Annotated in this window: 12 protein-coding genes; 3 read left to right on the forward strand and 9 right to left on the reverse strand. The window is 34.8% G+C overall.

What is annotated here, in order from left to right:
• Positions 1 to 164 precede the first annotated feature (164 nt).
• Positions 165 to 641, reverse strand: a complete 477-nt coding sequence (locus tag COC46_RS02890) for a 2,4'-dihydroxyacetophenone dioxygenase family protein (RefSeq protein ID WP_098808269.1) — start codon at positions 639 to 641, stop codon at positions 165 to 167.
• A 177-nt stretch (positions 642 to 818) separates the two neighbouring features.
• Positions 819 to 1607, reverse strand: coding sequence for an SDR family NAD(P)-dependent oxidoreductase (locus COC46_RS02895; protein WP_098808270.1), 789 nt, complete (start codon positions 1605 to 1607; stop codon positions 819 to 821).
• 147 nt (positions 1608 to 1754) lie between these two features.
• Between COC46_RS02895 and COC46_RS02900 the strand changes: the two genes are divergently transcribed.
• The gene (locus tag COC46_RS02900; protein ID WP_098808271.1) at positions 1755 to 2660 is read left to right on the forward strand and encodes a LysR family transcriptional regulator; all 906 of its coding nucleotides are present in this window, start codon (positions 1755 to 1757) and stop codon (positions 2658 to 2660) included.
• Between the two features lie 286 nt (positions 2661 to 2946).
• On the opposite strand, the gene COC46_RS02910 is transcribed toward COC46_RS02900, so the two are convergent.
• Positions 2947 to 4236, reverse strand: a complete 1290-nt coding sequence (locus COC46_RS02910; protein ID WP_098808273.1) for an MFS transporter — start codon at positions 4234 to 4236, stop codon at positions 2947 to 2949.
• A gap of 505 nt (positions 4237 to 4741) precedes the next feature.
• Between COC46_RS02910 and COC46_RS02915 the strand changes: the two genes are divergently transcribed.
• Positions 4742 to 5515 (forward strand): SDR family NAD(P)-dependent oxidoreductase, encoded by a 774-nt coding sequence (locus COC46_RS02915; protein ID WP_098808274.1) that lies wholly within the window; start codon positions 4742 to 4744, stop codon positions 5513 to 5515.
• 76 nt (positions 5516 to 5591) lie between these two features.
• On the opposite strand, the gene COC46_RS02920 is transcribed toward COC46_RS02915, so the two are convergent.
• From COC46_RS02920 to COC46_RS02940, 5 genes are all read right to left on the reverse strand, one after another.
• Positions 5592 to 6536, reverse strand: a complete 945-nt coding sequence (locus tag COC46_RS02920) for an alpha/beta hydrolase (RefSeq protein ID WP_098808275.1) — start codon at positions 6534 to 6536, stop codon at positions 5592 to 5594.
• Positions 6537 to 6694: 158 nt separating this feature from the next.
• Positions 6695 to 7693, reverse strand: coding sequence for a TauD/TfdA family dioxygenase (locus COC46_RS02925; protein ID WP_098808276.1), 999 nt, complete (start codon positions 7691 to 7693; stop codon positions 6695 to 6697).
• A 67-nt stretch (positions 7694 to 7760) separates the two neighbouring features.
• On the reverse strand, positions 7761 to 9038 hold the full coding sequence (locus tag COC46_RS02930; RefSeq protein ID WP_098808277.1) for an MFS transporter: 1278 nt from the start codon (positions 9036 to 9038) through the stop codon (positions 7761 to 7763).
• A gap of 75 nt (positions 9039 to 9113) precedes the next feature.
• A complete protein-coding gene (locus tag COC46_RS02935) occupies positions 9114 to 10169 on the reverse strand; it encodes a TauD/TfdA family dioxygenase (RefSeq protein ID WP_098808278.1) in 1056 nt (351 codons plus the stop codon).
• A 33-nt stretch (positions 10170 to 10202) separates the two neighbouring features.
• A complete protein-coding gene (locus COC46_RS02940; RefSeq protein WP_098808279.1) occupies positions 10203 to 11717 on the reverse strand; it encodes a long-chain-fatty-acid--CoA ligase in 1515 nt (504 codons plus the stop codon).
• 448 nt (positions 11718 to 12165) lie between these two features.
• Here COC46_RS02940 and COC46_RS02945 point away from each other — a divergent pair, with 448 nt between their 5' ends.
• On the forward strand, positions 12166 to 13215 hold the full coding sequence (locus COC46_RS02945; RefSeq protein ID WP_098808280.1) for a YeiH family protein: 1050 nt from the start codon (positions 12166 to 12168) through the stop codon (positions 13213 to 13215).
• Between the two features lie 83 nt (positions 13216 to 13298).
• On the opposite strand, the gene COC46_RS02950 is transcribed toward COC46_RS02945, so the two are convergent.
• On the reverse strand, positions 13299 to 13844 hold the full coding sequence (locus COC46_RS02950) for a DUF2179 domain-containing protein (RefSeq protein WP_098808281.1): 546 nt from the start codon (positions 13842 to 13844) through the stop codon (positions 13299 to 13301).
• Positions 13845 to 14146 lie beyond the last annotated feature (302 nt).

The following is a 14146-nucleotide window of genomic DNA, read 5'->3' on the forward strand; positions in this document are numbered from 1 at the left end:
ACTCATTAGTGATAGTTAAATAAAATTAAAGAAATTAATTTACAAGTAAGCCATATTAATAAAGTAAAAGTTACTATTTTTAAACAATATTAATTAAGCAAACATAAGAAAAGAGAATCCTCTTCGTCAAAGGACGTTTAGATTCTCTTTTCATTCACTATTTTTTAAAATTTAGTCACATCTACTGGTTCGATTCCTTCAGCCGCACAATGTTCATAGTATCTATTTAAGAATGATTCCCAATTATCTCTAGCAAGTATTTCACCATTCTCACCGATATAATCTAATGTTCCTTCTACAATATTAAAAGTTATAACATCCTCATCACCTACAGCTGTTGGAGTATGTTTTGATCCAGCAGGCTCGTATACAACATCACCTGGTTTAGAGATCCAAGACTCCTCAAGATATCTCCAAGTTCCTTGGACAGTATATACAATAACTGTACCAGGGTGGAAATGTGCAGGTAGCTGCATTTTAGCAGGTACATATAATAAAGTAAGTGTTTGCCCTGTCACAGGGTTTGCTTTAAGCAGTTTAAATTTCGAATCACCAAAATAAGGAATCCAAGGCAATTCATCTACACTAATATTACCAGCATGATGAGCCACTACTTCTTTTACATCCTTTACATTACTCACTTAAATCCCCTCTTCCAACTTTTGATTTTACAATTCGTATGTAGTAGTCCCTTACATCAGTAAGCCAACTAATAACGATTTCGAATTTGTTATTATCAGTATATTCATAATTTTTAGTTAAGTAAAATTAGTATTTTTTACATGCATGTAAATTTAGCTAATTTACAGTACTTAAATTTACTTAGCCCCAAGGCCTCCATCAAGAACTAATATTTGTCCTGTACAATAATCTGATGCTGCCGAAGCAAAGTAAAGGATTGCACCTACCAAATCATGATCACTACCTAGTCTTCTAAGTGGAACTTGAGATGCAATAAATGGACCTGCTTTCTGTACGAGAGTTCCTGGTATTTCTGGGTTATTCATTCCTGTAGTGAAAACGCCAGGAGCAATGGAATTTACACAAACACCGTGACGGCCCCACTTAACTGATAAGTCCTTTGTTAAAGTCATAACGGCTCCCTTACTTGTTGTATATCCCACAGAATCTACAGCTTCTGGATCAACACCTTTAAAACCTATACTAGAAGAAATATTAATGATTTTTCCATACTCGTTATCAATCATATGTTTACCAACTGCCTGGCACATCAAAAACGTTCCCGTCACATTTGTATCAAGCATAGCTTGCCATTGTGCTAAAGGCATTTCTGTAGCCGGCGCTTCGAAAACAGTTCCACTACTATTTACTAATATTTCGATGCTACCAAATCTAGAAACGGCTTTTTCCAATCCCTTTTCGATTGATTCAGGACTTGTTACATCTACAATTATTGCTAATGCTTGTTTCCCTAAAGCTTCTATTTCTTTCACAACTTCTGCGCATACTTCTAAACGACGAGAACAAACTACGACATTTGCACCTGCTTCTGCTAAAGCTAGCGCCATTACACGTCCTAGCCCACTTCCGCCCCCCGTAACGATTGCTGTCTTTCCTGTTAAATCAAACAATTGTAATAATGACATTTTACTCTTCCTCCTCTATAAAATTTAGAATATTCTAATTTTTAAAAATCTTATTGATATTGATTATACATATAAATTATAATGAAAAAAAATTAAAGATTTTAATGTGTAAGTTAGTATTACTAATATTCGAAAAAGGGGACAACTATGAATATTGAACAATTAATCTATATTGTTGAAGTTGCAAAATACAGTTCCTTGTCAGTAGCTGCACAGAATCTACATGTAACTCAATCAACAATAAGCCAGTCCATAACTAACTTAGAAAAAGAATTAGAAATTAAAGTATTTAACCGCTCGCGGGGACATGGTGCTGTCCCAACAGATGAAGGTAGGGTCATTTTAAAACTGGCCTATGAAGTTCAAAAAAAACTTGAAGAAATAAAAGAGACGGCAAACCTATTTAACTCCACTGAAGTAGGTGAACTCAAAATATCATCTTTACCAGGTTTAATGACGTTTCTCGTAAAAGCAATTTCTACTTTTAGCAATGATTACCCTCATGTAAATTTAGAGGTTAGCGAAAAGAGTGGAACATCTGTCATTGATGATGTTAGACAGCATAAGACCGACTTTGGGCTATTCACCTATTCAAGTGATTTGGACATAAATATGGAAGGTATATCTTTTGAAGCGCTCCTTGAAGGGAAGCAGAAAGTATATGTATCTAAACATTCTCCATTAGCTTTTCTAGGCACCGTCACTCCAGAAGACATTCTTGATCAAACTCTCGTCATATATAAAGGCGAATTAATGCAACATTTTGTCCAAGATTTTTTTAAAAAATATAAACCTTTGAAAATATTATTTACAACAAATAACATGGCTGGTCTTCTACAGGCTGTCAATGAAAATTTAGCCATTACATTTGCTCCTGATTTTGTAATGCAAAATTATCCCTCAGTCATTAATGGTGAAATTATCCCGATTGATTTGGTGAATCATAGTACTGTCAATATTTCCTTAGGGTTAGTTCGCTCTGAGAATAAGCACTTATCTACATATGCAAACAAATATATTAATTTTCTAAAATCCGAAATTATTAAAAGGTAAAAAAAGAGAAGCAACTGCATTCAAAATGAACGCAGAGCTTCTCTTTTTATTTGAATCATTTAGCTTCAAATTAAGAATTAATTTTCGGTTCAGTATTACCTTTCAATTCTATATCGATATGGTCGTCAGCATAAGTTTCGGTTATTTTATCCTGGCAACTCCAGCAGTTACTGCGATTTCTCTCCATAATAGATAATTCTTCATAACATTCTACGCAACAATCGATTCCTTCTAAGGATTTCTTGTTTTTACACATAGATTTTTCCTCCTCGATTAAATCAAATTTTTATAAAATAACTTGCTCCTCAACTTTGTTCGTAGTACTTGTTTGCCTCGCAGGGCTTACAGCAATCCAAAATAATAATCCGAAAACGAACATAACTAAAGACGTCACCATAAATCCGTAACCATATCCTATAGACTCACTTCCTGCCTTCTCAATGAAATTTCCGAATATAACGGGAGCGATAATACTCGTTGAACTTGAAAGAGCAACATATGTCCCTTGTGCTTTTCCAATATTTTTTGGTGAAAAGAATTCCATTAGCATGGCTGGTGCAAGTGAAAGAATAACGATTGCAAAACCTGGTGCAAGGATAAAGAATAAAATGGCAATCTTATCTGAATTAGCTATACTTCCAATATATAAACAAACAGCAGATAACATCATCGAGATTCCTGCAAGATTAATTCTTGCTTTCCGAATATCTTTTGTTTTGCGATAAATTCGATCTGATATTAAAGCAAAGCCAATTTGACAAATTGCCGCGAAGAAAAAAGGTAAAGCAACTGCCATCTTTAATGTCTTACCATCAAAATGTTGGACTTTGGAAAAGTATGCTGGAAACCAAACTGCTTGGACTGATAATAACCAATATGCACAGCCCGCACAAACTGCTGTAAAAATAAAATTTTTAGAAAAGATATGTGGGAAAAACTGCTTCCAAGAAACTTTATTTTTGATTACAGTGTTCCTATCCTCTTGTTCATTTGTAAATATCCCGATCTCTTTAGGACTTTCTTTTCCAAAAATTATCCATAAAAGTAGTACAATAAATCCAACTACACCCATTGCTACAAAGGCAGCTCTCCAACTGTATTCATTAATCAAGGAGAGTAATAGTGGTGAAGCGATTGCCGGTCCAATTGTTGCCCCAAAAAGAACAGCACCAAAACCAATCCCGTGTCTATCTCTAGGGAACCATTTTCCAATTATAGAAGTCGAAATTGAAATAGCTGGCCCTTCCCCCGCGCCCAATATCATTCTTGATAACATTAATAGAGATAAACTAGATACAAAAGGTGTTGCAAACTGAACAACTAACCATACAAACATGATCCAAGTAAACATCTTTTTCGTGTTTTTAGAATCAGCCATGCCACCAAGAATGAAGGAAGAAATGGTAAAAAACCAAAAGAACGAACTTCCTACCATTCCCCATTGTGATGGACTTAAATGTAGTTCCTTCATTACTGGAACTGAAACTAATCCTATGATAATTTTATCCACTTGGTTGACCATGCCAGAAGCAACTAGAATTAATAAAATAATCCAAGAATATTTTGGTGTGTTCAAATAAATCTCCCTTTCTTTCCTACTAATAAATGAACATCTCTATCTAACAACCTAATTTAAAAATTTTAGAGTAATAAAAATGAATTAGCTTACCTCTCTCATTCATTTTCCGAAAACAACAATAATACCTCTAACCTAATTAAAGCGCTTTCAAAAAATAAGAACATCTTCTCTTTCAAACCTAAATCTATAAAGAAAGCATCGTTTTCCCTCCTTTTTTCACATTCTTTTTTTAAACTATAAAATTCTTTAAATTTATTATATTCATAATTTTCAGTTAAATAAAATTAAACATTTTAACTTACAAGTAAATACTACTAATATATGAAAAATTCACCATAATACATGATTTTAACACCACACTATATTAGCACAATTAAACTACAAATTAATATCTTTAATTTTATATAAATATTATTTATAGGTAGAATGAATATAGAAATGGATCAAAACTATTCATTTGACTTTTTTGTATTACTAGTGAATTAGAACTGGAGGCTATACAATGGACTTAAAGTTATTAGGGAAAAAAGCACTTATTGTTGGGGGTAGCCGAGGTATTGGGAAAGCTGTTGCACGCCAACTAGCACTAGAAGGTGTAGATTGTACTATTTGTTCGAGAAATGAATCCACATTAAGCATTACAGCAGAGGAACTGGCTCAAGAAACAAACCGAAATATTTATCCAATTGTAGCAGATACTACCGATCCAGACTCTATCTTAAATCTAGTAAAAAAATCGGCAGAAGTAATGGGAAGTATAGATATATTAATTAACAGCGGAGCTCGCGTTGGCGGACATGAGCCAGAGGATTTTAATAGTATTAAAGAAGAGCTTATTTTAAAGGATTTTGAAGAAAAGTATATGGGTTATTTTCGTTGTATTAGGGCTGTCGCACCCTATATGATTGATAACAAATGGGGACGTATTATCAATATAAGCGGACTAGCTGCTAGAATTGGTGGCAATTATTTTAGTTCTGGGCCACGTAATGCATCTGTCGTCCATTTAACAAAATCTGCATCAATGGAACTAGGAAAGTATGGCATTAACGTCAATGCTATTTATCCAGGAATCGTTGAAACCGAAGCTTTTAGAGATCGTGTTACTAGCAAAGAAGCTATTCAACAAGTAGAATCTCTAAATTCACTCGGTCGTATCATTACATCACATGAAATTGCAAATGTTGTTACGTTCCTAGCATCTCCTTTGTCAGTATCGATTACTGGAGAAGTGATTCCGGTAACTGGTGGCATCGGTAATACCGTTTATTTTTAAAAAAATTCTTTTGAAGATTTACTAGTTTATAAGTTAATAGCAAAAACAAGCCCCATTATTTAATGAGGCTTGTTTTTTAGAGGTTTACCGAATTATTTGCTTTACTTAAGAATTCCTTTATTTTAGAAACAGTTGATTCTATATTGTTAGAAAAAATGGCCATCTGTCCAAAATAACCATGGATCATACCAGGTTCACAAACGTATTCAACATGCACACCGAATTCCTTCATCCGTCTAGCATAAGACATACCTTCATCACGGAGTACATCATTTTCCGCCGTGATGACCAATGCTTGAGGGAGACCACTTAAATTCCTTGCAACTAATGGTGAAGCATACTCATTACTCCTGTCTTCTTCATCCTTTAAATAATGATTTCGGAACCAAATTAGCTGTTCTCTATCTAGACCAAATCCTTTTGCAAATAGTTGATGCGACTCTGTATTAAACTCAAGATTTGTCGGAGGATAAATTAATACTTGTGCAGTGATGTTTGGACCTTTTCTATCTCTTGCAACCATCGTCACTACAGTTGCAAGATTACCACCTACACTATCCCCTCCAATAATTATTTTAGAGACATCCCCATTTAATGAATTCCCCTTTTCATAAACCCATTTCAAAGCTGCATATGCATCCTCAACTGCAGTCGGAAACTTATACTCTGGAGCAAGACGATAGTTTACGGATACTACAATGCTCTTAGTTCTATTAGCAAGAAAGCGACAACATGCATCCATCGATTCAATATCCCCGAGTACCCAACCACCACCATGGTAGTATATAAAAATTGGAAAAGGGCCTTGTCCTTCTGGTATGTAAACTCTACATTTAATTTCTTCGTCATCACTTACTGGAATCATATAATCCTCTACTTTTGATAGCGTTTCTAAGTTTAAAACCGGCCGTGGTGATTTTGATAGCATTTCTCTTACAGCTTTAGGTTCCATCTTATGAATAGGTGGCATCTGGTTAAATACTTGTAAAAACTTCTCTGCTTGTGGATGTAATCTTACCAAAGAACATCAACCTTTCTAGTTTTATTTAACTCTACTGTAACTTCACCTTTTAACCCGTCCACTTTAATAGAAAAAATGGTGATCCTATTCACGTTATTAATTGAATAAAATCACCATCCACTTAAATAATGAAAATAGGGTTAATTTCTATCGATGATTTACCTATTTACGGGTGCTCCACCAATATAAAACTCGAAATCTGGGGCGATTTTCCGACCATTTGGCATCATTAACCATAATCTTAATAGGTGGCGCTTTTTATCTTCTTCTTCATAATCTTCAAAGTGAGTACGAGAGTGAAAAACCGTATAATTATTAACGAATTGCATGTCACCTGGTTCCATCATCATATCAATATGGAAATTTTTATCATGAGTAAGGGAATCAATATAATCAAATGCTTCGATTTCCTCCTCTGACAAATAAATACCTGTTTTCGTTTGTGCTGATTGGACATATTGGCGAATATACCTACAGCTTAAATTACCATCATAATAGCTAAAAATTGGAGAATGAACTACAGGTGATTGCCCTGGTGTTTCTTCTCCGCGAAGGTCGTGAGCAAATGAACGATAGAGAATTTCAAGATACTCTGGGTGCTTTTCCAAAATTTCATTATAGATTGATATCGCACTTGCTATGCTACTTAAACCACCAGATTTTGCTTTTCGAAGACATAGTAAACCGACCACATCAGCAAGATCTGTATGATAATCTAAATGTACATTCGTTTGGTAACCACGTACTTTTGTATTATCATTAAAGTCCTTACCCACGTTTTTAATATGTCCTAATAGCTCTCCACCTTTACTTTGAATAATTGGTAACCCCAAGTGAAGTCCAAGACCCCAATAAATGATACTCGCTTCTTGGTCAGTATATCGATCCATTGGCAATCCACGAATTAATAAAAACCCTCTTCCATTCTCTAACTCGTCAACAAAATAACTAATCTCATTAGCCAGATCAGGAATCGGAAAATCTTCTTTTTTAAAATCAGGTGCTTTGAGCCCCCTTTGTTGAACGTTTAAAGTAGCCTTCTCGAGAGCAGCAATCGTTTTGTCGTTTAAAAAATAAATCCATGAATCTTCATTAGCTAAATCAATACCTTTCCACGCTGATCGTCCTTGAATTCTTTCATTTAGAATAAATGACATTTAAACTCCTCCTTAAAATTGAATATAAAAATATTATTTTCATATTTCTAGCTTTCTCAGAAACTCTTTAACTACTCATTTGCTCACCTGACTCTTTAATCAGTTTTTGATTCTTAGGTCGAACTCCGATCCAAAATAAGATCCCGATAATAAACATTCCAACAGATGATAGTTGAAACGCATAATTATATCCTGATGATTCAGTCACGGCGTGTTGGATAAAGTATCCGAATACTAGTGGAGCAATAATACTTGTTATACTTGCGAGAGCAATAAATGTTCCTTGTGCCTTTCCAATATTATTGGGAGAAAAAAACTCCATCAAAATAGCTGGCGCAAGTGAAAGAATGACATACGCAAATCCTGGTGCAAGAGTAAAGAAAATTATAGACATAGAAGTTGAACTTACTGTAATAGCTAGGTATATACAAATAGCAGATAACATCATCATGATACCGGCAAGATTTATTCGCGCTTTCCGGATATCTCCTGTTTTACGGTAAATACGATCTGAAAGTAGAGCAAAACCGAGCTGGCAAAAAGCTGCAAAAAGAAAAGGTAATGATACAGCTAGTTTCAATGTTTGACCATTAAACCGTTGAATCTTTTCAAAGTAAGACGGTAACCATACTGCTTGAACAGATAGTAACCAATAAGCGCACCCTCCACACAAAACGGTCAATATAAAATTTTTAGAAAACAAATGCGGGAAAAACTGTCTCATTGAGATGTTTGGAAGATTTGAAGACTGATGTAAAGATGATATCCCAATTTCTTTTGGACTTTCTTTACCAAAAATTAACCATAATACTAACACGATTAGACCTAGAACACCCATAGCTATAAATGCAGATTTCCAGCCATACTTATCAATTAAAGAGATTAATAATGGTGAAGCAATCGCAGAACCCCCAGTTGTTCCTAATAGAACAGCTCCAAAGCCTATACCATGTCTATGTTTTGGAAACCATTTTCCCATGATTGCAGTAGAAAGAGCTGGAGCTGGACCTTCACCTAATCCTAAAAACATTCTAGTTAGTAAAAGTAGAGTCAAACTGGATGCAAAAGGAGTAGCAAACTGAACAATTAACCAAATCAATGACAGCCACGATAACATTTTTTTCGTATTTTTGGAGTCGGCCAATCCACCAAGTATGATCGAAGAGAAAGTGAAGAACCAAAAGAAGGAACTTCCTACAACTCCCCATTGCGTCGGGCTCAAATGTAACTCTGTCATTAAGGGAACGGAAACCAAGCCAATAATAATTTTATCTACTTGGTTAATCATTCCGGAAAGAACTAGAAACAATAAGATAATCCAAGAGTATTTCGGAGTACTTGTCATAAAATATAGCCTCACTTTTTCCTATTTAAGGAACACCTTTTCCTTAGATAAGAAAAGGTGCTCTCACAAAGTTAATTACTTTAATGTTTCAACAATACCACCTGCCGTTTTATTACGAGCAGGAACACCACCACGACCTGGTTTTCCAGTATTTTCATCAATAAACATCGCAAAATCAGGAGAAATTTCACGACCATTTGGCATCGTTAACCATAGCCTTAATAAATGACGTTTTCGGTCTAGTTCCTCGTAATCCTCATATTGAGTACGTGAGTGTAAAACCGTGTAATTATTAACGAATTGCATATCACCTGGCTCCAGCATCATATTAAAATGTAAATTTTCATCGTGCAGAAGTGAATCCAGTAAATCTAACGCTTCAATTTCCACTTTCGATAACTGGATACCCGTTTTAACTTGTGCTGATTCGATAAATAAACGCACATATCGGCAGCTTAATTTTCCATCATAGTAACTAAAAATTGGTGATGTAAATACTGGTGATTCCCCAGGTGCTTCCTCTCCGCGTCGATCAAAGTTGAATGGACGGCAAAGAATTCCTAAATACTCAGGGTTCTTCTCCAAGATTTCATTGTAAACAGCCATCGAGCTTATAATGCTACTATGCCCCCCGGACTTTCCTTTTCGAAGACTTAACAAACCGACAACGTCAGATCCATCAGCGTGAAACGGAAGATGAAGTTTCGTTTGATAACCACGTACATTTGAATTTTCTAAACTAAGGCCTTGATCACGAACATGTCCTAAAAGATCCCCATTTGCATTTTGTGATACTGGAGTACCCATATGCAGGCCAATTCCCCAATAAATGATGCTTGCTTCTTCATCTGTATATCTTTCAATTGGGAGGCCGCGAATTAATAAAAATCCTCTTCCATTCTCAAGTTCTTCAACAAAGTAATCAATTTCGTCTATAAGATTTGGAATAGGAAAGTCCTCTTTCTTAAAATTTGGTGCTTTTAAGCCGCTTTGCTTAACATGTGCTAACGCATTTTCAAGTTCATAAATTGTTTCTTCGGATAAGTAATAAATCCATGATTCATCTTTAGCTAGGTCGGTTCCTTTCCATGCTACTGGGCCTTTAACTTTTTCCTTTAAAATCGTTGACATAAATAATCCTCCCTTAATGAATGATTTATTTTCTTACTTTACTTCAGTCAATTCTCTTAACTCTCTGCGTAGTATTTTCCCAGTTGAATTCTTTGGTAGTTCTTTAAAAAATTCTACATATCTTGGAAGCTTGTATTTAACTAGTTTTTCTTTACAAAATTGAATAATGTCATTCTCGGTGAGTTGTTTATCCTTCACTACGACGTATGCTTTTACACTTTCTCCATATTCTTCATTTGGTACTCCAACTACGGCTGCTTCAACTACTGCGGGATGCTGAAATAGTACTTCTTCCACTTCACGAGGATATACATTATATCCACCAACAATAATCATGTCTTTCTTTCGATCAACAATGTAGATATATCCATCTTCATCCATTGATGCGAGATCTCCAGTGTAAAACCATCCGTCTTTAAAAGCGTCCAATGTAGCTTCCTTCATTCCTAAATATCCCTTCATAACATTTGGTCCTTGAACAACTAGTTCTCCGATCCCACCAATTGGCATTTCCTCTCCAAACTGATCTACTACTTTACTTTGAACGTCAGGGATATTGAGACCTATTGAACCTGGTTTCCGAATTCCTTTTAATGGATTAATCGCAACAAGTGGTGCTGTTTCTGAAAGTCCATATCCTTCTAAAATAGAAACCTTAAATTTGCTTTCAAATTTATGTAATAGCTCGACTGGAATCGAGGCGCCTCCTGAGATACATACTCGAATAGATCGAAAATCCTCTGAATTCGCTTCAGGTAATTGATTAATAAAACTATACATCGTAGGTACTCCTGCAAAAACAGTCGCATTTCTTTTATGAATGGTACTGACTAAATCAGCGGGGCTAAACTTGGGCTGGATTAGGATTGTTGCTCCACGAGCAATCGGTGCATTCAAACACACTGTCATACAGAAAACATGAAACATCGGCAGAACGGCAACTACTCTGTCGGTTTCGTCTAGCTCAACCAATCTTGAAATAGAATCTGCATTCGACACTAAATTTCGGTGTGTTAACATTGCACCTTTTGGTTTACCAGTAGTACCCGATGTGTAAAGAATGACTGCAAGGTCTTCTGGATCAACAATCGTGGTTTCAATAACATGTCCTCTTGATTCCATCAGCCTGTTCCATGTCCATTCCTGCTTCTTTTCTTCGATGTAAATGACAAAATTTAAATTGATCAACTCTTTTTTAATGTTTACTAGCTTTTCCTCTAAAGAACCATGAGCAATAACTACCTTAACTTGACTATTTTTTATAATGTAGCAAATTTCAACTTGGGTAAACAAAGGATTGATTGGTACAACAAATGCACCTAGTCGTAAAATGCCATAGTACGCAATGAGAAATTCTGAGCTATTTCCTAATAAAAGAGCCACACCATCTCCCTTACCTATGCCTTTTGCAGACAACCCTGCAGCAAATTGATTTACCTGTTGATCTAATTCCCTATAGGTAACACACTGATCACCAAAAATATAAGCAGTACACTCTGGGAAATGAATTGCACTTCTTTTCAAGTTTTCGTATAAGTTATTACTCATTAAGTAAATTTCCCCCTTTCAATCACTCGGAAGTGTTTTATAAATTAATTATTTTGAATATTTAAAATATTACTACGTTAAGTATACTCATAAATAAAATTTAAATAAAATTAAAGATTTTAATTTGTATGTAAATATGACTAATATTAAAACCAGAAAATAGACGCTATTAACGATCTCTACAACAAAAAAAACAAAGCCTATAATTAAAAGGGCTTTCCTGCTGAGCGGTGCTCATTACCGTTTAGGGTAACTCCGCGCCTCGAAAGACAAACGCTTGCATTTAGTCTGAAAATCAAATTTTTAGGACTTTGTTTTTTACTTTTTTGGTTAATCTATACACTTCCCACTCTTATTATCGTTTTTACCTATCATAACTATAATAATAATTTATTTTCCTTATAATAAATGATTCGATACGATAAATAATATAGAACCCCACGAGGAGATGAACAAGTTGGAACAAAAAGCAATAATCCTTACAAAACCAGAACAACAAAAAAAACCTATAAAACAATTTAATGGATCTATGCTATACGGAGTCACTTTTACATTTATCATAGCTGTAGTAGGTTTTCTTCTAGCAAAGTTACCTGGATTCAATCATATTGGTCCACTTGCAAGCGCCATCTTAATTGCTTTATGTTATAGACAGTTTTTTGGATATCCTGAAAAATTGCGTACTGGCATTCAATTTTCATCAAAAAAACTTTTAAGATTCGCCATCATACTGTACGGCTTAAAGCTGAATATCATTGTTATATTTAGTGAAGGTTTGCCTTTATTACTAAAAGGAGCTGGAACAATACTATTTTCGATTGTTGTTCTATTGCTAATAGCAAAATGGCTAAAAGCAGACTTTAATCTGTCCTTATTATTAAGTATTGGAACAGGTATTTGTGGTGCTGCTGCAATCGCTGCGGTATCTCCAATAATTAAATCAAAAGATGAAGACACAGCTATGGCCGTAGGGATTATAGCATTAGTTGGCACAATTTTTTCCATCATTTATACTCTAATCTATCCTTTATTACCGATTAGCCCAACTGAATATGGAGCTTGGGCTGGAATAAGTCTTCACGAGATAGCTCATGTTGCTTTAGCAGCTGCACCTGCAGGTCAAGATGCTCTTGCTCACGCATTACTTGCCAAACTCGCTCGTGTTTTTCTATTAATTCCGGTTTGTTTTATCCTTTTATTCTGGATGAAAAAGAAAGGAAAATTAGATGGAGAAGCAAAATTAGAGTTTCCATGGTTTTTAATTGGATTTGTAATTATGAGTTTTGTAGGGAGCTATGTTCTTGGAAAGGAAGTTTCAGTGTCTAAAAATTTCATGTCAGATATCGCTGTTTTCACATCTTTTATCTTAACAATGTCTATGACTGGCTTAGGATTAAATATTAACCTAAAAGAATTACGTACGAAATCATTACGCCCCCTAATCGCCATAATCTTTACATCAATTCTTCTATCTTTCGTAACATTTATTTTGGTTTAAATAAAGGCACCTCACCTTTATCAACATAAAAAAATCAGAGAAACTATACAACCGTTTCTCTGATTTTTTTTACAATATAGATTCTATAGTACGTTCGATTTCTTATGTTTTGCTTTTGCTTTCTTCATCGCCTTTAATAAAAATCCACCCTTAAATTTTCTCGCTTCATATGAAATAATAAAGGCACTTGGTTCATACTGCTCAATAAGATCCATTAGTTCAGGTTCTCTATTCCGTTTTGTCAATATATCCAAATGATAACGTTCACTGTCCCTTCCTTCACCTTGGAACACCGTCACACCGAATCCTTCTTCGCGAAGTCGATTAATAAGCAGTTTATTTTTATTTGTCAAATTAACTACTAATGTCGTGTAGCCTATTGCTAAGCGATTTTCTACATAACTGCCAATTAAAATACCGATCCCAAATCCGACCGCATAAACAACCATTGATACAGTACTTTGGTCTCCGGAAAAAACAAGCGATAATCCAAATACATAGATAATTGCTTCTAAAAAACCAAAAAGCGCTGCAGACACACTCAATCCTTTAACAAGGAAAATAGTTCTCAATGTTAATACAGGTACATAACTCAATTGCAACAATAAAATTAGTAAAATATCTTTCAATCTAGACACCTCAAAGTTTAGATTTCTGGACCGAAAATAATTTTAGATATAATTAATTTCAACCTAAGCCCTGCTTTTAAACTTTTCGTAAAAGGAATCAAAGTGAAAGCCTAGTAGAAAATTTTTTAATAATAACGATGAATCGATGAATGCACAATTTTAGTTTTAAGCTCATCTTCTTGTATTATTATCCAGTTGTAGTAGTTAATTCAACCGTTTCATTTAAATTCCTGCTTTTCTTTAGTGACATTCTAAATATTATTGTCATAATTATACCGATTATGCCCGCACATGCACAGAAG

It is taken from the genome of Bacillus sp. AFS041924 (assembly GCF_002577195.1).
Taxonomy (GTDB): domain Bacteria; phylum Bacillota; class Bacilli; order Bacillales; family Bacillaceae_G; genus Gottfriedia.